General features: G+C 51.1%; 16 protein-coding genes. 4 read left to right on the plus strand and 12 right to left on the minus strand.

The features are described 5' to 3' along the window. Positions 1 to 19: 19 nt before the first annotated feature. From ACSF8W_RS21260 to ACSF8W_RS21290, 7 genes are all read right to left on the minus strand, one after another. Positions 20 to 1264 (minus strand): extracellular solute-binding protein, encoded by a 1245-nt coding sequence (locus tag ACSF8W_RS21260; RefSeq protein WP_500849109.1) that lies wholly within the window; start codon positions 1262 to 1264, stop codon positions 20 to 22. Positions 1265 to 1274: 10 nt separating this feature from the next. Beyond that, positions 1275 to 2261, minus strand: a complete 987-nt coding sequence (locus ACSF8W_RS21265; RefSeq protein ID WP_500849110.1) for a LacI family DNA-binding transcriptional regulator — start codon at positions 2259 to 2261, stop codon at positions 1275 to 1277. A gap of 199 nt (positions 2262 to 2460) precedes the next feature. Next, complete coding sequence (locus ACSF8W_RS21270; protein WP_500849111.1) at positions 2461 to 5835, minus strand: GH36-type glycosyl hydrolase domain-containing protein; 3375 nt, start codon at positions 5833 to 5835, stop codon at positions 2461 to 2463. A gap of 39 nt (positions 5836 to 5874) precedes the next feature. Then, positions 5875 to 6990 (minus strand): ABC transporter ATP-binding protein, encoded by a 1116-nt coding sequence (locus ACSF8W_RS21275; RefSeq protein WP_500849112.1) that lies wholly within the window; start codon positions 6988 to 6990, stop codon positions 5875 to 5877. 128 nt (positions 6991 to 7118) lie between these two features. After that, the gene (locus tag ACSF8W_RS21280) at positions 7119 to 8531 is read right to left on the minus strand and encodes a hypothetical protein (protein ID WP_500849113.1); all 1413 of its coding nucleotides are present in this window, start codon (positions 8529 to 8531) and stop codon (positions 7119 to 7121) included. A 116-nt stretch (positions 8532 to 8647) separates the two neighbouring features. Beyond that, positions 8648 to 9607 carry a hypothetical protein gene (locus ACSF8W_RS21285; RefSeq protein WP_500849114.1) on the minus strand — a complete coding sequence of 320 codons (960 nt, stop codon included), beginning with the start codon at positions 9605 to 9607 and terminating at the stop codon, positions 8648 to 8650. 19 nt (positions 9608 to 9626) lie between these two features. Next, positions 9627 to 10970 (minus strand): glucoamylase family protein, encoded by a 1344-nt coding sequence (locus ACSF8W_RS21290; protein WP_500849115.1) that lies wholly within the window; start codon positions 10968 to 10970, stop codon positions 9627 to 9629. Between the two features lie 465 nt (positions 10971 to 11435). Here ACSF8W_RS21290 and ACSF8W_RS21295 point away from each other — a divergent pair, with 465 nt between their 5' ends. Then, positions 11436 to 12680 (plus strand): putative glycoside hydrolase, encoded by a 1245-nt coding sequence (locus tag ACSF8W_RS21295; protein WP_500849116.1) that lies wholly within the window; start codon positions 11436 to 11438, stop codon positions 12678 to 12680. Positions 12681 to 12815: 135 nt separating this feature from the next. Here ACSF8W_RS21295 and ACSF8W_RS21300 read toward each other — a convergent pair whose 3' ends face one another. Further along, positions 12816 to 14147, minus strand: coding sequence for a DUF4397 domain-containing protein (locus ACSF8W_RS21300; protein ID WP_500849117.1), 1332 nt, complete (start codon positions 14145 to 14147; stop codon positions 12816 to 12818). Positions 14148 to 14342: 195 nt separating this feature from the next. Between ACSF8W_RS21300 and ACSF8W_RS21305 the strand changes: the two genes are divergently transcribed. The 3 genes from ACSF8W_RS21305 to ACSF8W_RS21315 all read left to right on the plus strand — a co-directional run bounded on the left by ACSF8W_RS21305 (position 14343) and on the right by ACSF8W_RS21315 (position 16335). Next, the gene (locus tag ACSF8W_RS21305; protein WP_500849118.1) at positions 14343 to 14969 is read left to right on the plus strand and encodes a hypothetical protein; all 627 of its coding nucleotides are present in this window, start codon (positions 14343 to 14345) and stop codon (positions 14967 to 14969) included. Positions 14970 to 15050: 81 nt separating this feature from the next. Further along, positions 15051 to 15620, plus strand: a complete 570-nt coding sequence (locus tag ACSF8W_RS21310) for a sigma-70 family RNA polymerase sigma factor (RefSeq protein ID WP_500849119.1) — start codon at positions 15051 to 15053, stop codon at positions 15618 to 15620. Continuing rightward, positions 15613 to 16335, plus strand: a complete 723-nt coding sequence (locus ACSF8W_RS21315; RefSeq protein WP_500849120.1) for a ChrR family anti-sigma-E factor — start codon at positions 15613 to 15615, stop codon at positions 16333 to 16335. Before ACSF8W_RS21310 ends, ACSF8W_RS21315 begins: the two co-directional genes overlap by 8 nt. A gap of 179 nt (positions 16336 to 16514) precedes the next feature. On the opposite strand, the gene ACSF8W_RS21320 is transcribed toward ACSF8W_RS21315, so the two are convergent. The 4 genes from ACSF8W_RS21320 to ACSF8W_RS21335 are packed head-to-tail and all read right to left on the minus strand — an operon-like array spanning position 16515 to position 22010. Continuing rightward, positions 16515 to 19613 carry an efflux RND transporter permease subunit gene (locus tag ACSF8W_RS21320; protein WP_500849121.1) on the minus strand — a complete coding sequence of 1033 codons (3099 nt, stop codon included), beginning with the start codon at positions 19611 to 19613 and terminating at the stop codon, positions 16515 to 16517. Further along, a complete protein-coding gene (locus ACSF8W_RS21325) occupies positions 19610 to 19864 on the minus strand; it encodes a hypothetical protein (protein ID WP_500849122.1) in 255 nt (84 codons plus the stop codon). The genes ACSF8W_RS21320 and ACSF8W_RS21325 overlap by 4 nt, the downstream gene beginning before the upstream one ends. Then, positions 19861 to 20934 (minus strand): efflux RND transporter periplasmic adaptor subunit, encoded by a 1074-nt coding sequence (locus ACSF8W_RS21330; RefSeq protein ID WP_500849123.1) that lies wholly within the window; start codon positions 20932 to 20934, stop codon positions 19861 to 19863. Before ACSF8W_RS21330 ends, ACSF8W_RS21325 begins: the two co-directional genes overlap by 4 nt. Then, the gene (locus ACSF8W_RS21335) at positions 20934 to 22010 is read right to left on the minus strand and encodes an efflux RND transporter periplasmic adaptor subunit (RefSeq protein ID WP_500849124.1); all 1077 of its coding nucleotides are present in this window, start codon (positions 22008 to 22010) and stop codon (positions 20934 to 20936) included. Before ACSF8W_RS21335 ends, ACSF8W_RS21330 begins: the two co-directional genes overlap by 1 nt. Between the last annotated feature and the right edge of the window lie 114 nt (positions 22011 to 22124).

Consider the following 22124-nt stretch of genomic DNA (forward strand, 5'->3'; position numbering starts at 1 on the left):
GTAAGAAAGGATGAGTCGCTTATTTCTTAAAGACGTCGCGAGCCATTTCACCGGCTTGTTGCACTGCTTGCTCTGCCGTGATTTCATTTTTTAGTACCACTTTGGAATATTGCTGCAACACGATATTGGCAATATCCGATGATTGAGCAAAAGGTTCACTCATTACCGTGTGTGAAAGTTGTTCCACAAACGGTTTAGCTTCTGCGCTCTGGTAATACGGACGCGTTGCCAAGGCTTTCAATGCGGGTAATTGCCCCAGCGCCATGTTGGCTTTGTGATTCAATTCATCTTCCATCAGCAATTGCACAAACGCCCAACTTAACTGCTCTTGTTGCTCAGAGCTTTTGAAGATCATCAATGCACGACCATCTAACGTCGAGTACGCCGTTTGTCCCTCAGCGTAGGTAGGAATCGGAGCAACCCCCACATCGTCCCCTATCACCATCGGTTTCTCTGCCGCTTCTTGCAGGTTCGTCTTCCAACCGAACCCAAATTGCGGCCACATTCCAACCGTACGCGAGAAGAAGCTCTTTTCCATGGTCATGGGCGCGTATTGCTGCACTTTTTGCATGGTAGAGAAAAAAGTGGCCATGTTTGCAGCTTCACGATCAAACACCGGGTGCGTACCAAAACGGTTAAGCAAAGTGTATTGGCCTTCGTTGAAGCTGTAATACAACTGCGCCAACATGCCCCAATACCAACTGCCGGTCGACAGTACATCGTTCCAAAGTACCGTGCCGTATACCGGGCTGCCATCGGCGCGTGGAGGCAGTTGGTTGATTTTCTCCGCTGCGACTAAAAACGCGGCCCAAGTGCGCGGTGGTTGTTCCGGATCCAAACCGGCTTCGCGGAACAACTCCTTGTTATAAATCATCAGCTGGGTGGTGACATTCCAAGGAATGTAGTACGTGCGACCAAAGTTTTTACGTAAAAACTGTGGGTCAATGCGCTCAATCAGTGCGTCATAGCCCTCAAACCCATCGAAATACACCAACTTGCCCATCTTGGCGTATTTCGCCGGCTGGTAACCAAACACACCGGCATACAAATGCGGTAAATCACCGGCCGCCATGCGGGTCTCAAGGTTTTCGTCGTTAGACACCACCACCTTAACGTCGGGGTAGCGGGCAGCAAATTCAGGGATCACGTCCTTGCGGAGAAATTCCATATAATTACCCGCTGGCGCCATCACTTCCAATCGCGTAGTCTCGGCGACCGCCTGACTACTTAACACCATTAAACAAGCACACAACCACTTTTTCATTTTGCGAACCTTACAAGGTTTCCCTTGTGATTAATTTGGTTGGCAGGATTTTCACATCTTCCAGATCACTGTTACCCTGAATCGCTTTGATCAGTGTTTCTGCCGCTAACTCGCCCATCTCCGCTTTTTGGTGCGAAATGGTCGTCAGCGCTGGGATCATCAGTTCAGCCATTTGAATATTGTCAAAGCCGATCACTTTCATCTCTGATGGAATGGCAATGCCGTATTCTTTGGCGGCACGCATGATCCCAATGGCCATTTCATCGTTACCGGCAAAAATAGCAGTTGGACGCTCACCCGCAGCCAACAAATCTACCATCTGCTGATACGCCGTTTTTTCAGTAAAATCTGATTTGATGAGAAAATCGCTGTTAAACCCAATGTTAAAGTAACCCAACGCAGCGATGTATCCCTCTAAACGCTTCTGGTTATCGTAGGATTCTTCCGGGCCACCGAAGTAATAGACTTCTTTGCACCCTGCTGCGATCAGTGCCTTTGTTGCGGCAAACGCGCCACCGAAGTTATCAATCAAAATGTTGTAGATGTGCGGCGCTGACACTTCACGGTCAAGCACCACCAATGGAAATTCTTCCGTCGCAACCGATTTCAAAAACGCATCATCAAACGAGTGGGTCAGAATAATGGCCCCATCGACCATGCGATCGCGAATGTATTTGTACGCGGTAGAGTTTTCATTGCCGTACATACTGCAAGCCACCAAATCATACCCATGGCGGTGTACCACCTGCTCAATCCCTTTGACCAATTCACTGTAAACCGGACCGAACCATGAGTTGAAGAATAAGCCGATGGCCTGCGTTTTTTTCTGCTTCAATAACTTGGCATTGCTGTTTGCCACATACTTTAATTCGTTGGCGACTTTCAACACGCGCTCACGTGTTTCTTCACTGATCCTGTCGCTGCCATTGATGGCATAAGAAACCGTCGAAATAGACACATTCGCCTTTTTGGCCACATCTTTGATGGTTACTTTCATTACTACATCCTCCAGATGTCTTTAGGTGTCATTAACTCGGTATCTTGTGTTGCATCATTGCACCGCCTGTCGATGCTGTAGAAACGATTCTACCAACAAAACGGGGGCAGCCACAAACCTTACCAACGCACGTGATACGATTTTTTTGAACTCCCTCAGGGTTTATTCAGCCTGAGGGCAGCTCAATGTAATCAATCACTTAAAGTTTTACGACTAAGGTATTGTCACCATCCTGTAGCGCTTTACTCAACCACGCCGCATTAATTCGTCCGCCACCTGTACGGTAACGGTTCGCCGTCAGTGAAAATGGCACCGGATTACCGTTCAGCATCATGCTTTTTGGCGTATATTCACCACTTTCCGGCTCAATCACCAAGGTGATTGGACGCTGGTCAAGCTCGAAATTCAACGTCACAGTACCCAACTCTCGTGCCACGATCGGATCCAGTATCAAGTCCGTATTGTCGAAACGTACACCCAGTACATTCGCCACTAGTTGGTTGATGTAGATCCCCGGACCACTGGAGTAAATACGCCAGCCGCCTTTCACCGCTACCTTGCCCGCCTTCACATCTTCAAAGCGGTCGTAAGCGATATTTCGGTCGTTAAACTTGGCATCAGAGCTTGAGAAATACGCATTGGACTGACGTACTTCTGCGTTCGGTACCGCAGACTGAATGCCGACCGGCAGGATTTTATACAGGTTCTCGTACACGGCCTGCGCATCCCCCAACTTACACAAGGCTTCAATGAAGCGAATGTGGGCATGGCAGTACTGCAAGCCGACTTCACGGCCAAGGTTTGCCGCCAGCTCTGCACGCTTAAAGTAGGTCTGCTTACCGGCTTTGTATTCCGCCATGCGATCCATCAGGCGCACGCCGTCTGGGTGAACCAGATGTGCTTTGATCAAGGCCATGTGCTGCTTCGCCATCTCTGGGGTAAAGGTTTCAGAGATGATAGAACGGCTGGCAGGCAACAAGCGGTAGCTGATCCCGGTTTTGGTGTCTGACGGGTGAAGCAGGTGTTCAATGCCTTGTACTTCGCCATCCGCATCACGGTCGAAATGAATGAAACCGGCAATCACGTCATCTTTGATCAGGTAATGGTGATAATCCTGCTCCATGTTTTCCGCGAGCGTGAACAATTCACGACTGAAAGCGCAGTAATCACTGTGCGTTTCCAGTGCGCGGCCCAGCGTTTTCAGGGCTTGCAAGGTCAGCGGAATCGTCCAGCCACTCACCATGTTTTCACGCAATGACTGATTAGCAGGCTGCAAGGTATCATCCCAGTCACCATCGCCATAGCAAGACAAAGAAGTACCCGGTACCAAATTGTCATGAATGTGCTGAAGTTGACGCTGAATGTGTTCAAACAGGGTGTGCGTTTCTGTCGTGAACGCAAACTCTCCATCAATGGTGGTGTAAGGCAGTGGTGTCGCCAAAATTTCCACCTTGCCGGTCATGGTAATGAAGTCCGCAACGGCTTTCAGCGGCCATACCACGATATCACCGTGTGACTCTTCCTGCTGAATAGTGGCGTACTGATCAAACATGAACCACTGTGGCCACGTACCGGTTTCGATGTACTGGTGGCGGTAAATTTCATGAATCAGTGCTTCGGCACGATCAAACTGCTGCATCGACATGAACAGTTCAAATGGCCCTTGTGAAACATCTCGGGTGCCCCATGCCGCGCCTGAATACTGCTCCAAACCGTGTGGCGTGCTGTAGTGCACCAAGGCATTGTGAGTAAACCAATGCAGGGTTTCGTTCAGTTTCTGACTATTTGTTTCATCGTTGCTGAAATGCACATTGAAGCCTTTCATCAACGCTTGCTGGTTCTGGTAAGCCTGCTGGGTTTCTGTGGCGAAATCCAGCGTCATGCCTTCGGTGTTCACGCCGTTCAATTGGCCACCCATGCTGATCGAGGCTTTATCCGACAACTGACCTTTCAGTACCAAGTACTCAACCGCACCGGTTTCGCTGTGGGTGATCAACTCATGTGCTGACAGTGCGGCACACGGCATGATCGAGAAGTACAGGTCAGACGATCGTTCACTGATCAGGCCGTTTTCGCCAGTCACGATGAAACCATTCGCCCCTTGTGCAACCGTGATACCGCTCTCTTGCTCATTATTACCAAAAATCAATTGGTGAGAGACGGCGATCTCGATGTCACCTTCAATACCCTGACGCTGGATATCCAGCTGGATCACTGGGTGCTCAGCGCTGCTGAATGCACAAACAATCACATACCCTTCACGGTATTTGTAAATCCAACGGGAGTAGTTAGTGCCTACTTCGTATGCCGATGGCATGCCTAATGGGCGGTACGTTTCCCCTTCACGGATCCAGATACGTTGACCACTGTGAGTGTATTGGTTTAACGCATTACGGCACACGCCCAACAGTTTGTTGAATGAGGTATTACCCAACGTCAATTGGGAATTAAACACGCCAAACATGTGGTGTGTCGCGCTCATGATCGGATTGCGGTAATCGGTATTGTTACCCGATGCAATCACATGGCCAGTCGCACGCTCCAGGTATTTTTCTTTCGCCTGCAACGTCACGTACTGACTGTCACCGTAGAAGAAAGACAGTAGCTCTCCGTCTTTGTGTTCGTCGAAACGGCGCTCATCACCAAAGAAAGTCGTCACTTCTTCGTCTGTCAGTGGTACACCGACAACCGGCTGCGCTTTAGGCTGAGCAAGGGCTGGCAATAACGTTGCTGTTGCCCAATCAATCTCACCCGCCGTATGCAAAGCACGGATCGCATCGATAGACTGTGGGGCTGATACATTGGATTCCGGACAATGCGCGGTCACCACACCATAGAAGGTAACGTGATGGGTATGGCCGCTCGCCAACGTTGTCGGCGCGGATTGCAACGCCACGTAGCCCATTTCGTACTGATATTTTTCGTTCGCCAATTGTGGCGCTTGCAACGCTTTGGCTTCTCCGGTGATTTTGTATTCGGTACCGAAGAACTGATAGCCATCGGTGCTGAAGCTGTGAACCGGTGAGAAAGCCCCCAACTGGATCGCCGGGTTACCCGTACTTTGCGGCAGGTTCTGACGGCTGCACACCACATAACCGGTGTCTGCCTGCTCAAACACTTGATGGTCCAAGTACTGACAGCAGTAGGCTTCGTTCGTCTTCACCGCACCGGCATCCGCCATCGCGACATCCTGACCGTAAATCACGTCAATCGTCAGCGCGTCCTGCGCTTTATTGGTCACCGCCACATCATAGAAATAGGCGTTATCCGAAACATGCACACGCACCGTGGCATCAAACAGTGCAGAGCGCGTACGCCAGCACAGTGTGCCGTCAGCCAGTAGAAACGTTTCTATTTCGTTGTTAAAAAAAAGCAACGGTGTAACAGAATAGCCCTGATCGTCCGCAACGCGCAGGAACAGATTAGAGATAGCATGTTCTGCCACCGGTGTTTCAAACAGGGACACCATAAGGCTGCCGCTATAAATCGCGCGCAACGTGTGGTCAGCGTTGTAAACCAGGTTCAATCCCTGATGGCCCACCTGATGGGTGGCATTTGATCGAGTCTGTAGCATTGCGAGCATTCTCCAACTTCGCAAAAAATGAATTCGGTATTATTGGTAAAAAATATTGTGTTCGGTGGTTTCATCAAACAAATGGCACTTATCCATATTCAGGGTAAAGTGGCATTGCTCTCCCACTGCAGGGATGGATACCGCTCCCGCCAACTTGCAGATCACTTCTGTGCCCATGGTGGCAGCATGAAGGTAGACTTCTGAGCCCAACTCTTCCACGGCGGTGATCATGGCAGGCAACGTATTTGGCGTTTCAGCGGAGGCTAAACTCAGGTGTTCAGGACGGATCCCAACAAACACATGGCGACCTTCCCACATCGCCGCACGCACACAGCGCGCAGAAGGTAATGTCAGGGTGTAGTCACCCACACGTACCATGACGTCACCGTTGTCACTGATCACGTCACCATCCAACATGTTCATGGCTGGCGAACCGATAAACTCAGCAACAAATTTGTTTTTCGGGTTGTGGTAAACGTTCAGCGGCGTATCCACCTGCATCACCGCGCCTTTATTCAAGATGCAGACGCGATCGCCCATGGTCATGGCTTCCACCTGATCGTGCGTCACATAAATCATGGTCGCCGGATTACCGGATGCCTTCAGTTGCTGATGCAGACGCGTAATGCGCATACGCATCGACACACGCAATTTCGCGTCTAAGTTCGATAAAGGTTCATCAAACAAAAACACTTCTGGCTTACGTACCATGGCACGACCCAGTGCCACACGCTGACGCTGGCCACCCGACATTTGTTTCGGCTTTCGATCCAGCAATTCAGTGATTTCAAGTAGTTCGGCTGCTTCGGCGACACGACGCTCAATTTCCGCTTTTGGCTTTTTCGCCGTTTCTAAGCCAAACGCCATGTTTTCATACGCTGTCATGTGCGGGTACAGTGCGTAATTCTGAAAAACCATGGCAATGCCGCGATCTTTCGGTGGCAGATCGTTACAGACACGATCACCAATCGATAACTGCCCACTGCTGACACTTTCCAGCCCTGCCACCATACGCAGCATGGTGGATTTAGCACAGCCAGACGGGCCCACCAGCACCATGAATTCGCCATCAGCAATATCTAGGCTGACATCGTGGATTGCATGGAATCCGTTGTCATACACCTTGTTTATGCCTTCAAGTGTTACCTTTGCCATCTCTCTTCTACTTCCTGATTAACTTGCTGTAGAAACGTTTCTACAGATTAGGAGAATGTGCCAATCCCGTCAACGGAATCTCGCATTGAGCTCTAAATTCCGTGACGGCAATCTCTATTCCATGATGCTTAACGCTTTTCTGCTGGTAACTGAACATCTGCCACAAAATCGCTGTAAAGCGAGGCAAGATCCGCTTCCCAACCGTGACGAGCCATATACCGCGCCACATTATTCCGCACTTCATCAGCAATGAACGCCCCGACAAACATGCCCTGATCGATACCAATGATTTTTTCTGACACCTTGCCTTGATTGTCGATCGCATCAACCCACCCCGCCGTCGTTTCGACAGCAGGGTGTGCCGCTTTCAACGCCAACAGACGATTGATAGCATCTTGTTCATCAACCAACGCATACAACGCCAAAGCATGGGGAGAGCCTGTAGGGGCTTGCGCAATAGCATGGCCGTAGCGACGATAACTTTCAGAAACCGCTTCGACCCCAAATGCCAGGTAGCCGTTATCCACCGTCGCTGAAGCGGTTAGAAAGGGAATACCGTATTGATCGGCATAGCGTTTATGCACCTCACTGAAATCCTTGATCATGGTGTCATCCGGCATTAAGGCAGATTCATTGAGCCACAACGCCGGTAACATTGCCTGAAAATACGACCCGTCCCAGGTCAGCATAGGCTCGAAATAGTCACCATCTTGGTCATACTCGCCAGTCACCAATTCCATCTCCGTAAAGGCGCGCATTGGCACCACACTGGCACTGCCTTGAGTCGCTAATACCGCCCAAATCACCGCCAGCCGGCTTTCGTTGGCCTTGCGATCGATGTAATACGGTAAATAACGGTTTGCAACCGGATCCCATCCCGCCCGTAATAGCCCTTTTTGACTGTCGTATAATCGGCCCCAGCCCCGAATCTGCCTCTCTAGCAAGGCATCCACTCGGGCGGCCAGTTGGCGTAACGCTGTATTAGGGCTGTCATAAAAGGCCCCACTGACCGCTGCCAGAGAGAATGACACATTGCCATTATCGACCGCAGAGACCACACCATTTTGTGGTGCAACCAGCGCATCCCCTTTCAGGGTGTACAACCAGTAAAATAGGCCATTCCAGTGGGGCGCTTGCTCCAATTGTGCAATGACTTGTTCCATGCGAGTGATCGCTTGCGCCTCTCCCGCTTGCTGCATTTCCACCAGCAAATTCAAATACAGTGCAATCGCCGTGGTATTGGTGTATCCCGACGGCTGTGGCCCTGACGGCTGCATCAGGATGTGATCAAAGGGAACCTTGGCCGTTATTGATACGCCGACACCATCCAGAAAGTAATCCATATTGGTTTGCAACTCCTGCGTGAAGTTGCTGGGATAGAGGTGATCACGAAGCTCAATCGCGGTAATCGCCCCCTCTGGTTTTACAGGAGGCGTCCCCCCGCCAGTATGACCATTGCTGTCACTACCACCGCCCCCGCATCCGGCCAATACACTGACGATGACACTCGCGACACCGGTCATTTTTATCCACTGTTGCATGACATAATCCTTTTCTGCCACAACGCAGCTTTGTCACTGCGTCGCGACGACATTAGCAAGCAAAAAAAACGAGAGCCGGTTAAAAGGGCTCTCGCATCATCGTTAATTCAGCTCGGTTAGAAGGTCCAAATCAGGCCCACTTTGGCAAACACGCCTTCTTTGTCTCCCCAGGAATATTGATTGCCGTGATGCTGTCGCTGATCGCGATAAGCAAGATCGGCCAACACACTGAATGTGTTATTCAATGGGATCTCGGTATACAAGGCATAGTTGTTATAGCGGTAGCCTGACCCATCAAAGATCTTGGTTTCCCCCAGCTCATAACGCAGTTCAAGGTAAACGTTATTGTCAAAGCGGAACTGGACTAATGGCTTGATGGCTTTTTCTGTCCACGCAAAATCATTGGTGTCTTCGTGATACAACACCTTGGTGCCCAGATTGATCCAATCATTAAAGCGGTAAACATACAGCGGCTCGGTTTCATAGAACTCCGCTTTTTCTTCTTCCCAGTAACCCATTTCCAGGTTCAAATGCAGGAAGTGTTTACCCAGTGTGAAGTTCAATTCAGGCGTAATTTGGTAACGGGTTGTTTCTTGTAACCCCGTGACTTTCTCGTAACCAAATTCAAGCACGTAGTTGAAGTTTTCATTCACCCAATGCTCATAACGCGGCATGATTTCCGTAGTCAGTAATGGTTGACCTAACGACGTTTTATCTTCGCCAGAATAACGGTGCGTTTCTTTTAACAGGTAGGCAATACGCCAGCGATCACTGACCTTGGTCGAGCCATCGGCAAAAATGAACGATTGAAACAGTTCGCTCGGCGCGTTGTCGTACACGTACTCTTCGTATTCAAAACCGGTCAGCGCACGGGTACGCTTCACCGCAGGCATGGATTCCGTAGGCAGCAACACCTGACCAAAACCACCAATATCTTGCAACGATTCCAGTGAGATTTTCGCTTTGCCGTATCCCGGCATTTCCACGTTATCCCACATACCGTCCTGTGCGGTTTCTGCCATAGCGGAAGCACTAACCAGTGTGCCGATTAACAGGGCTAATGACTGCTTTTTCATGTTTTCTTCCTTGATTCAATTAACCGTTGTTTGGCACGTAACTCTTGTACATGGTGGCCACGTCATCGGTGTAGCCGCGCGCATCTAAATAACGCTGTACGTCATTGTTGATATCCTTCGCCAAAAATGCGCCAACAAACATACCTTGATCCAACGACAGGATTTTGGTCGACATACGGCCTTTGTCATCTACCGCGTCATACCAACCAAACTCCGATTCAATGGCAGGATGCACCGCTTTTAATCCTTTCAGCGCCGAAACCGCCGCATCCGGACTTACTAAGTAAGACAGCGCCACCGCATGCGGGGTACCGGTTTTACCTTCATGGATCACGTTGTTGAATTTCACTTTGCTTTCAGACAGGTAAGGCACACCGAACGCCGCATAACCGTCGTCCGTTGTTGCCGAAGAGGACACCATCGGAATGTTGTATTCTGCCGCATAGGCCATCTGGATGAAGGTCATGTCTTCCACCATGCGGTAATCTGGCATCAAGGCACGTTCATTCAGCCAAATCGCTGGTAGCATGGCCTGGAAGTACGCGCCATCCCACGTCAGCATCGGATTAAATTCGCGACCATTGAAGCTGTACTTATGGGTGTACAATTCCATTTTATTAAACGCGCTCATCGGCACCGCGTCGTCACCCATATCTTGCGTGATCAATGCCGCCCACAGTGGCGCCAAACGGCTTTCATTGGCTTTGCGGTCAATGTAATACGTAATGGCCGCATCGTTCGCGGTCGTCCAGCCGGCATGCATCAAGCCACGGCTTTCATCGTATAGCTTTGACCAACCGGCTTTTTGTCCTTCCAATAGCGTATCAATACGCGACACAATGGCTTGTTTTGCTGGTGCTTCTGAGGTCAGGTACGCCCCGGCTACACCCGCCAACGCAAAAGCAAGGTTGCCGTTATCTACCGCTGGTACAATGCCTTCTGCCGTCGGCTTCAATTCACCTTTCACAATGTCATACGGCCAGAAGTACAAGCCATTCCACGTAGGGGCTTTTTCTAACGTATCCAACACTTCCGCAATACGCACAAGCGCATCCGCATTACCGGCTTTTTCAACTTCCACCAGAATATTAAGGTAGAGGCCGATCTCTGTGGTATTCACGTAGTACTGAGGCACCACTTTGCCGTCTTTGATCAACACGGTGTCGTAAGGCACTTTCGCGTCTGTATCAACGCCCACACCGTCTTTGAAGAAATTCAGGTTGTTTTGGAGTTCTGCTTTGAATGTTGCTGGATACAGATGATCGCTCACCGTGATGTCATCGAGTATTACTTGGCTGGCCAATGCAGAGCCGCTTAACGACAGCATTAATGCACAGGCAATCCTGCTTATTGTTGTTTTCATTGTTCTATTCATCCTTTCTGAATCACGCCACACTTGCTTAAACGTTTCTACACATTGTCGAGGAAAGGATAATTTCGTCAATATCTCATTGGTGAGATTTGTGATCGCTATAGCTTTAATTTTCACCACCTATTTTACACCAATTAAAATAATCAATAAATAACAACAACTTAAACGCATTTCATAGTAAGAGGATGAAATATAACGCCATTTTGACATCTCATTTCCATCTCTATTTCATACATATACAGCGTTGCATCACATTTTTTTATACGTTTACACTATCGCCCAATATGGAAAAACAAGAGCAAAATTGGGGGTGATCACAATTTCATCGACCTGATTATTTTTTTGCTTGCAATATTTTTGGCGATCCAGCATCGTTTTTGCCGAAACGTTTATACAGGCATGTAACGCTCCCAAACAGACTGCCTGCACGGTCAGATTTAACGTGAGACAATGGACATGGAAATCAATATCAATAAGAAAGCCCTTATCGTCAGTGGACTATCACTTAGCCTGTTGGCAGGATGTTTGGACGACCCGTATCACTACCCGGAAGAAGAAGTGGTGCCACCACCGCCTTCGAACACCAGCAATATTTATGGCCCAGAGAGTGACGGTACTTTTGCTTTGTCGGTTATCGATAAAGACGCCCTACAGGCACCGATTAATGCTGACGGTTTTGTCAGCCAAGGCAATGTGTCGACCAGCAATATTTCCGGTCAAACACAAGGCAACCTGAACCTACGTATTGCAGAATCAGCAGCAGCACGTTTGGTGGCACACAGCAGCAACAGCGCAAACCTCGACATGGGCATCGCTGATCCTGCCACCAGCACACTGCAATTTGCTTTGCGTGTGATGGATAAGCCAGCGGTTGATCAGGACATTTACCTGACCACGCAGCGTGAAGACGGGAAAGACTTAGGCAAAGTATCATTGACGAGTGCAGTTATGGGCTACACGGGTGCCGCACCACAAACCGTGAAGGTACCACTGTCTTGCTTTACCGATGCCAACATGGATTACAGCGATACCTTGGCACCGTTTGTGCTGCATTCCAGCAGTGATCTGAACGTGGATATTGGTGATATTCGTGTCGTGACGAACTCTGTTGAGGAGGCTCATGTGTTGGCATGTCACACCAACAGCACTCTGGTGAAACCTGATGGCGATACCAACGTCTCCAAGATGTTTGTGATCGGCGCACCCGATGGTCAAGGTTGGGCAACCGCGCTGGGAACATGGATGACGGACAGCAGCAACATTCAGGTCGACTGGGGACACGATAGTTTCACCCTGACCCATACTAATGCCGGTGATGGCGCCAATGGTGGGGTGATCTTAAATCCAAACGACGGTACAGCGCGTGATATGGCGTTATTTGTCGAATCCGGCGTGCTTGAATTTATGATGAATGTTGAGAGTTATGGTTCACACCCTACCAAGCGCTTCCAAGTCCAGATGGAATCTCCAGCAGGCAACTCTCAGCCATACTTCTTACCAACAGGCTTTGCTGAAAATGAATGGCAACAAGTGCGCATCCCATTGAAAACCTTGTTTACACACCCTGATGGCAGCGTGGATATCAACGTGCTCAGTAACATCACAAAGCCCCTGTCATTATTGCCAGAATGGGTCGAAGCGGGTGACACACTACAAGGCATGAAATACACCTTATCTGGGGTGAAATTGGTACTGGATTAATGTAACTGATTCTCTTCCAACAAATAGACAAAGGGCAATGCGCATGCATTGCCCTTTTCGTCTTCTGCGTATTTGTCCTTGAGAGCTATCCCTCAAGGTTGCACTGCGCTACGTTTATTACTCATTGCTTACCGCTTACTCCGCAGGCGCGGTATCCACATTGATCACAAAGCCGCTGAGATCATCGGTCGCTACCACGGAATACACACCGCCGTCTTCCACGCTGGCATCACCAGTGATCAGTGGCTCAAGCGAGTTAGCAGGCGTGACGGCCAAGTTGTAGCTGCCGCCCGGTACATTCAAGACCGCATTGTCTTTGAATTCGACATCTTCCAATACCACGGTCGCCTCACTGAACATGCCATCGGCAGAGGCATGCACATCGACGGTGCCGGCTGCGGTGCTGGCATGCACCACGCGCACTTTGGCGTACGTGGCGACCGAGCGCAGATCTTCTTCAATCAATAATGGCTCGATATCAAAATCTGAAGCCGACACGAAACTGCCCACCGCATAAATGCTGGATGCGGTGCCACTGGCAACCTCCGTTCCCGGCGCATCAAACACCACAATAGACGGGTCAATATTGGCAACCACACTCAAGTCATAACTGCCTGCAGGTAAGTTTTCACTGCGAAACTCTTTAAAAGCGATGGCTTCAAACCCGGCGACCGTATTGCCGGAGGCTTGTACATCGACGGCCACCGCATCTTTCACCGCATGTACCACACGTACTGTGGCTTTCTCGCCCGTGTTGCGCAGTACAGCCATGTCATCGCCATCAGCCACCAGCAAATTCACCGGCGACACAGCGCCTCCATCGACATTCGGTACGGCGGTGATCATCAGATCACCCCCCCCGGCTAAATCCAACTCGCCACTGTCAAACACCACGTCTTTTTGACCCGCTAAAGTCACGCGAATACGGTAGGTCTCTGACGGCAGGGTCACAGGAAGGTCGGGACTGTCGACTTTAAATGCCAAACCCGAAATGGCAGGCGCTTCCGCCGTAATGCTGTCGGCAGTGCTGAGGTAGATATCAATCCCAGGTACGTCAGGGTGAGCATGCAGTACATCCACCCGTACCTGATTACCGCCAATGAAAATATCGTCACGCATTAATACAACGGGCTCAATGCTGGCTGTGTTATTCACGGCAAACACGTCATATTGCATGTCACCGGCCAAGTCTAGGTTCGCCGCAATCACTTCTAACGTTTCGTCTGCGGGTAGCAAGGCATCAACCGCCACATCATAGGTACCGCTATCAACCGCAAGAAACGGACTGGCTTGTTGGTAATCGACCTCTGCCAATGCATCCACCACATCACCATTGAGTTTTACCGCCACTTGCGGCGCATCGCTACTGGCATGGGTCACACGCAATTTAGCGGTGTCGTTATCATCGTTGCAGCCAACCAATAACGCGGCTGAAATCATCGCGAGGGATAAAGGTTTCAACGTCATAAGGGTATCCTCATTCTTTGTCTGTCATTGTTCACATACTGTTTCATCCATGGATGTGGACAATGGGAAAGTGCAGATAGATACGCTCAGACCAACAGCGTTGGATCAATAAAAATGCCCCCCTTTTTCTTTTATCGTCATCCAAAGCCTTATTTGCGACGTAAAGCAAAAGAGCAATAAAAAAGGAGTCGAACTGTGTATCAAGCCCCCACTTTTCCGCGCACCGTGTATCCACACACTTTGCCCTACCTGCAAACCACAGAGCATGGCATGCCGATGGGTAAACTGGTGATCTGGGGCAATGGGCTCCTCTTTACCCAAACCATCACTGACGGCTTACGCGCTGGTGGACTCTGGCTGGTGATGCAAGACAAATGCGGAACGGCCGCCATGGCGAAGGGCGATATCATGATGTTCGCCCATATTGATGATGTGGATTGGCTCAGTGCCTGCCAAATTAAACTCGACCTGACGATTCAGGCAAGCGGCGTATTACGTCATGATGCGACCCCGCCGTTGTGCTCGCGTCTACAAGGTGATATCACTGTGCGATGGCCTGATTTACCGCCATTGCCCGAGCATGACATTTTGCTGACCCGCTTAAAACAAGGGATGATTGAGCACCATTTCCCACTGCCCGCCAGCACCGTCGATGACTGGCCACGCACGCCCAACTGGGTGTGCTGGCGCTGGTTGGAAATATTACCTATCCCGCTCGCCACCAAACAACGCCTGCTCAAGCACCCGACGCCCCACCTTTGCATGCGTTACATAAAAAAAATCATCAGACACGGTGATCTTTCTGCTCAGCCATTGCGTTAATTGCACACGGACCCCATGCTTGCAGAGAGAGAAATGATCACATCCCATCCTGATATACACTCCGCGACTGGCAAGGAGTCTATGATAAATACCCCCACACCGGCGCTTGATGTCGCCGAGTTATTGGGCAACATTGCGCAAACACGCTGCCGTAAAAGTTACGAAACCTTGTTTACCTTTGTCGCGCCCAAGCTATTGAACTTTACACGTAAACAGTTGCGTGATGAGTCAATGGCCATGGAAGTTGTACAAGAGACCATGTTAAAAGTCTGGTTAAAAGCCCACTTGTACGAGCCCTCTAAAGGCGCTGCCCTTACTTGGATCTATTCCGTCGCCCGTAACGTGAAGTTCGACCTACTGCGTAAAACCAAGCACCAGCAAGATTGGGTGCAAGGGGACGATTTGTGGCCGATCATGCATGAAGAGCGCGATCCGGATAAACTGCCGCTGGAGTTTGAAGCTATCGTCAGTGAAGAACTCGACAGTTTGATCAACACGCTGCCCACCGCACAGGCCGATATTGTTCGTATGGTCTGCCTGCAAGGGGCGTCGCATCAGGACGTTGCCGATGCGATTGGCGTGCCATTGGGCACCGTAAAAAGTCGTCTGCGTTTAGCGCTACAGAAAATGAAGGAGGCCCTCGATGACTAATGTCCGTTTGCACCCCAATGAGGATGCACTGCTGCTGTTTGCCTCCGGTGATTTGGACCCCGCATCCAGCATTATGATCAGTACCCACCTAGAATTTTGCCCTCACTGCCGCCAGCGTGTCGCTAAACTGGAAGCCACGCAAGCCGATGCCACATGGCAAGCTAATACCACGCCGACACCTGCGGCAATGGCAGAGGCGTTACCGGCGGATTTGCATGCCATGATGGCGCAGATCATGACGCACACGGAGGCGCCAGACTCAGACAGTGAGCGGGCTGAAGCAGAAGATACATCGGCATCATCAGCCACGCTGACACTCGGGTCGCACCATTATCCACTACCGCGTGCGCTGCAACGCCATCACGACCAGATTGGCCCGTGGAGCAAACTGCCCGGCAATATCAAACGGGCCCATGTCGCAGTAGGCGGCAGCAGTAAAATGAACTTCATCTATATGGACAGTGACAGTGCGTTGCCAGAGCATACCCATCAAGGGCAAGAGATCACCTTGGTCTTGGCCGGTGAATTCCACGATGAAAACGGCACCTATCGTGCCGGTGATTTCGTGGTGCAAACCGCTGCTGATAAACACGTACCGCGTACTCATGAAGGGCAAGACTGCTTATGCCTAACCTTGCTTGATGCACCGCTGCACTTTACCTCGGGCCTAGCGACATTACTTAACCCGTTTAGTCAGTTGTTCTTTCGCCACTAGGTAAGTACACACTATCGCCGCTGTATTTGTTGATAAAGACATAGTCGTTTTTAGTGAGAAAAGACGACATCGAAAAGACAGCAGCAAAAAAGCGATAAACAAAAAAAGCCCCGCGCCTAAACAGCGCGGGGCTTTTTCATGCTGTGCCGATAAAAAGCACCACAGCGTTGACGCTTTACTTAAGCGTGAGCAACCTGCTCATGCGTCGGCGTTGCTGTGGGATCCGGCGTTTTCACATTGAAAAACAGCGCAAACAACACGGGCACCACAATCAAGGTCAGTACAGTGGCAAAGCCCAGGCCCGCCATGATGGTGATCGCTAACGAGTCAAAGAAGGCATCCGACACCAAGGGGATCATCCCCAAAATGGTCGTTAACGCCGCCATGCTCACCGGACGCACACGGCTGATCGCACTGTGTACAATCGCATCATACGGCGCTTTACCCTGCTCCAATTCAATGTTGATCTGATCCAACAAGACGATACCGTTTTTCAAAATCATCCCGCTCAGGCTCAGTAAGCCTAACAGCGCGGTAAAACTGAATGGTACATTCGTCGCCAATAAACCAATGGCTACGCCGATGATCGACAACGGCACCGTGGCCCAGATCACCAGTGACTTTTTCACCGAGTTGAACAAGAAGATGGTGATCACGAACATCAACAGATAACCCATTGGCATTGAGCTCATCATCGACTCTTGCGCGTCTTTCGACGATTCATACTCACCGCCCCACGTAATGTGGTAACCCACTGGCAATGACAAGGCTTCCACTTGCGGACGTACACGGGCAAACAAACTCGCGGCGGTTTCATCGCCCAGTACGTTATGGTCGGCCAATACCGTGAGTGTGCGCTTACGATCACGGCGCTGTACTAACGGCTCTTCCCACGCCAGATCGATACCATCAATCACTTGCTCAACCGGCACATACGCCTGCTGCACTGGGCTCCATAGCGTCAGATTCTGTACGCTGTTAAAATCCACCCGCTCGTTTTCAGGCAAACGGACTAGGATAGGCAACATCTGTGTGCCATCACGCAACAACCCGATGGTGCTGCCGCCATAGGCCATTTGCAGCGTCTGCGACAAATCTTCTTTCGAAATCCCCAAGCGACGGGCTTTGGTTTCATTGAACTGCGGTACCAGCACTTTGGTACGCTCACGCCAATCATGACGTACGTTACGCGCACCCGGATCAGCCAGCAGCACATTTTCCACATTCACCGCGATTTCACGCAGCACCTGCGGATCAGGGCCGCTAATGCGCGCTTCAATTTTCGACGCCGGTGACGGGCCAAACTCCATCAACTTAAACTGGAATGACGGCGATGCAAATTGCGTGGCGAGTGTCTCGTCGAGGGTGTGAAGCAACGCAAACATGCTCTCGCGATCGTCGGTACGAACCTGCAACTGCGCATACGCTTCATAGCTTTTCTCCGGTTGGTAGGTCAACGCAAAGCGCTGCAAGCCTTGACCGATCGATGCCGTCACAAACTTCACATTGTCTTGCTGGCGAATGTAGTGCTCGACTTGCTCCGTCTGACGCTGGGTTTCACGGATATCCGTGCCTTCCGGCATCCACATATCGACATAGAACATCGGCGTGTTCGACGGCGGGAAGAACGACTGTTTCACATGACCGAACGCGACCACCGCGGCCACCAACAACGCCAGCATGCTGGCCATGGTAAGCCAACGAAAACGCAGGGCAAACTTCAACGTGGCGCCAAACAGGGTAAACAAGGCCCCTTTGTACGCGTCATCTTCACTGCCTTCAGCCATATTTTGGTCGTTGTCTTTGAGCAGTAAATCCGCCAAGAACGGGGTTAACGTCAGCGCAGTGATCCAGCTCAGGAACAGCGAGTAACACAATACCCAGAACAGCGATCCCATGAATTCACCACTGGCGTCTTCCGACAAACCAATCGGGGCAAATGCGGTGATCGCAATGATGGTCGCGCCCAGCAACGGCCATTGGGTTTGCTTGGTGATATCCACCGCCGCCTGCACTTTGGTACGGCCTTTTTTCAGCCCGACTAAAATGCCTTCCACCACCACAATGGCGTTATCCACCAGCATCCCCAATGCAATGATCAGGGCGCCGAGCGAGATACGGTGCAGTTCGATATTGTTCAGCTTCATCAGAATAAACGTACCGAACACGGTTAACAGCAACACGGCACCAATGATCAACCCGCTGCGCAAGCCCATGGCAAACAGCAGCACAACAATCACAATCGCGACCGCTTCACCCAGACTGATGATGAAGTCTTTCACCGATTTATCGACTTCTTGCGCCTGATTGTAGAAGTTGTTTAAGGTGATCCCAGCCGGTTTCACGCTTTCCAGCTCAGCCAAACGCGCATCCACACGCTGGCCGACTTCCACCACGTTCACGCCATCGGCAAACGCAATCCCCAAGTTAATGGCTGGCTGACCGTTGAACAGCACCACGTTACTCGGTTTTTCCTGCACGCCACGGGTCACTGTCGCGACATCTTTCAGGCGGATCAGGTTACCGGTGTCACGCCCGTGGATCACCAGGTTCTCTACCGCTTCCACACTGTTCATGCTGCCGTTCGGGCGGATCACCAAGTTCTGGCCGTTGATCATGATTTCACCGGCAGACTGCACGCTGTTTTGCTGATTCAACAACCCAACGACCGTGTTCATATCGAGATTCAGCGCCGCCATGCGTTCCAGTGAGATCTCAACAAAAATCTGCTCTTGCTGCTGACCGGCGATGCTGACCTTGCCAATGCCTTCGACCAAATCCAACTCACGGATCAGGTAATCCGCGTACTGCTTCAGTTCCTCATAGGAATAGCCTTTACCGGTCATCATGTACATCACACCGTACACATCACCGAAATCATCCATGATCTGCAGCGACGTCACCCCAGCCGGTAACATCGGCTTGAGATCGTTCACTTTACGGCGCATCTCATCCCAGATCTGCGGCAGCTCCTCTGCCCCGTAGATCATCTCCATGCTAACCATGATTTGCGTCATGCCCGCCGAGGAGGTCGATGTCACCTTGTCGATGTACGGCAACTGGCGCACCGCTTTTTCAATCGGGTGCGTCAGTTCTTCTTCCACTTCGGTCGATGTTGCCCCTGGGTAGGTCGCAATGATCATCGCATCTTTAATGGTAAAGGCAGGGTCTTCTAAACGGCCCAACTCAAAAAATGAACTGATCCCGCCTACCGTTAAAATGATTAAAAACAGCCAGCTAATGACTTTGTTTTTAATTGAATATTCCGCAATGCTCACTGTACTGTCTCCATGAGAATACGAACGCATGCCATGATCGCGTCAACCTGTGTGGCAGGCTGTTCAACGCCCGCTTCCCACCCTGCCGGTTGCAGAGTTACTTCCAAATGCTGCACATTTTCACCAATTAATTGCCAAACCAGAAACTGACCCAGTTCGCTTATTACCATCAATCCCAACACGGTGATCCCGATACCGATGCCCCATCGCAATACCAACAAGCCACCATGACGCATCGCTGTAAGATTCACTGAGCAGACGCCTGAACGGGCACCGCAGATTGCACCGTCACGGCCATGCCATCACGCAACTTGCGCAAGCTCGAGGTCACCAGACGATCCCCTTGCGCCACGCCACGACCAATGATTGCCCCTTGGCTGTTGATGCGTTCAACGCCGACTTCTACGCGCTGCACTTTGCCATCCACCCATTTCCAGACGAAAAACTGGCCGTCTTGCTGGCCGGCATCCAACGCCAATAGCGGCAACACAAACCCTTGCTGCGTGCTCAGCCCCGCCGCTGTCATATCCACATTCAGGGTCACACTGGTACCGGGCAAAATGGCCGGTTCACGTTGCGGCATGTCAAACCACATACGGTAGGTTTGACTGTGAGGCGCAAGTTCGCTGGTGTGTTCACGGTACGTCACCGGATAACCGGTTTGCTCCGCGCCGAAATACGCCATCGGCTGATACCCTTGGCCCCCTTGCGCGGGATTAATCATCGCGATCACGGTATCCGACACCGGAATGTTGATGTAGACGCGATCATCCTGATACACGCTGACCACGGTTTCGCCCGGTGTCACCGCTTCAAAGGCTTCTTTTGGCACCTCCGCCACCACCCCGTCAAACGGTGCTAAAAGCTGGGTATAACCTCGGCGTGCCGTTGCGGATTCAAAGTTCACCTTGGCCAAACGCTGGTTGGCAACCAGTTCATCCAACTCGGCGTTAGACACCATCTTGCGACTGTGCAATTCACGGCCACGCTGCAATTGCTTGGTCGCCAGTTCAAACTGCACCTTGGCATCGCGCAACTGCTGGTCAAACTTGTCGGCATCTAACACCGCGAGCGATTGCCCTTTGGTGACGCGCTGGCCGGTACGTACCGACACTTGCTTCAGTTCACCTTCCACCCGAAACGCCAACGGCGTCAGCTCGGCGGCCTCCACCTGTCCATTGAAACGGCGGTATTGGCTGGCCACCGAATCGGTCACCGTAATGGTCGACACCGTTAACGGCGCGGGCGGTGTAATACCGTCTCCGTCTTGACAGCCTTGCAGCATCGCCAACGACAAAATCACCCATGATATTTGTTTCATTAAATTCCGCCCTCGCGTTCCCATGCGCGTACTTGCTGGCCAGACAACAATTCTTGTGCCCCCGCCGTCACAATCACCATGCCTTGTTGTAATCCTTCTACCACATCACCGCGCGCATTCAGCGTCAGTGACAAGGCGCTAACCACGCCTGTGGCGGGGTCTACCTGCCACACGGTGCCTTGCTGATCGTCTTTTTCTACCCAACTGCCCGCCGGCAAATGCAGCGCAGCCATGGCTGAGGGTTTACCGATATGCACCTGCGCCGACATGCCTGACAACATGTTGCGATCGGCCGGGCGGGCAACCGTGACTTTGGCGGTATAGCTGTTGGTGTCGGCATCCGGACGGGTGGACAGTTCTTTAAATTCGGCAGGCAACAACTGCGCGGCATAGTTGTCCATCACCACCCAGATCATCGCCGCTTGCAACGTCGCCAGATCGGTTTGCTCGACATAAGACACTGGCAAACTGAAACTCAAATCTAACGTGGTCACATTCTGTACATTCACAATCGGTTGGTTTGCGCCAACAAACTGGTGCGGATTCACATGCTTCAGCGAGACGGTGCCAGCAAACGGCGCATGCAACAGGGTGTGTTCCAGATCCGTACGGGCTTGCTCAAGGTTTGCCAACGCCGCTTTGTAGCGGGTGTCGTGACGGTCAAACTCATCGGTGCTGATCAGCTTTTTGCTAAACAGCTGCTTGGCGCGCTGAAACTGGCTTTTCGCCAACTCAAATTCCGCCAATTTGGCTTCAAACGCCAAGCGGTAATCGGTGTCATCCAACTGTGCTAAGACCTGACCAGCTTCAACATGCTGTCCCACTCGCACGGTGAGGGTGTCGATTTCACCAGGGACTTGAAACGACAGTTGTGCCCGTTGCGATGCTTCTGCCCGCGCCGGAAAGGCGTCGCTAGCGTGCGCTTTTTGCATCGGGATTTGATACAGCTTGACGGGTTTCACGGCGTCGACCGTGGGTTCAGATTGGGCTTGGAAACAGCCAGCCAACAGGCTGCTGGCAATAACCAAGACGGCGACCCGCATAAAAGGGGTCAATACGGTGGGATGTCCCTGCAAAATGTGTTCTCTTTCATTTTTTATTACACAGGCGTGCAGTATATGTTGATCGCAATGAAGATCAACTATATTTTACAGGTGGACAATAAAGGAATTTTCTGAGCAAAGACCCGA

This window comes from Photobacterium sp. 270122K, assembly GCF_059941365.1.

What these genes read in the sequence shown, in the direction of transcription:
- ACSF8W_RS21290 (WP_500849115.1), bottom strand. Translation starts at nt 10,970, where the DNA reads ATGAAAACAACAATAAGCAGGATTGCCTGTGCATTAATGCTGTCGTTA.
- ACSF8W_RS21275 (WP_500849112.1), bottom strand. Translation starts at nt 6,990, where the DNA reads ATGGCAAAGGTAACACTTGAAGGCATAAACAAGGTGTATGACAACGGA.
- ACSF8W_RS21270 (WP_500849111.1), bottom strand. Translation starts at nt 5,835, where the DNA reads ATGCTACAGACTCGATCAAATGCCACCCATCAGGTGGGCCATCAGGGA.
- ACSF8W_RS21260 (WP_500849109.1), bottom strand. Translation starts at nt 1,264, where the DNA reads ATGAAAAAGTGGTTGTGTGCTTGTTTAATGGTGTTAAGTAGTCAGGCG.
- ACSF8W_RS21300 (WP_500849117.1), bottom strand. Translation starts at nt 14,147, where the DNA reads ATGACGTTGAAACCTTTATCCCTCGCGATGATTTCAGCCGCGTTATTG.
- ACSF8W_RS21315 (WP_500849120.1), top strand. Translation starts at nt 15,613, where the DNA reads ATGACTAATGTCCGTTTGCACCCCAATGAGGATGCACTGCTGCTGTTT.
- ACSF8W_RS21285 (WP_500849114.1), bottom strand. Translation starts at nt 9,607, where the DNA reads ATGAAAAAGCAGTCATTAGCCCTGTTAATCGGCACACTGGTTAGTGCT.
- ACSF8W_RS21330 (WP_500849123.1), bottom strand. Translation starts at nt 20,934, where the DNA reads ATGAAACAAATATCATGGGTGATTTTGTCGTTGGCGATGCTGCAAGGC.
- ACSF8W_RS21310 (WP_500849119.1), top strand. Translation starts at nt 15,051, where the DNA reads ATGATAAATACCCCCACACCGGCGCTTGATGTCGCCGAGTTATTGGGC.
- ACSF8W_RS21295 (WP_500849116.1), top strand. Translation starts at nt 11,436, where the DNA reads ATGGAAATCAATATCAATAAGAAAGCCCTTATCGTCAGTGGACTATCA.
- ACSF8W_RS21280 (WP_500849113.1), bottom strand. Translation starts at nt 8,531, where the DNA reads ATGCAACAGTGGATAAAAATGACCGGTGTCGCGAGTGTCATCGTCAGT.
- ACSF8W_RS21265 (WP_500849110.1), bottom strand. Translation starts at nt 2,261, where the DNA reads ATGAAAGTAACCATCAAAGATGTGGCCAAAAAGGCGAATGTGTCTATT.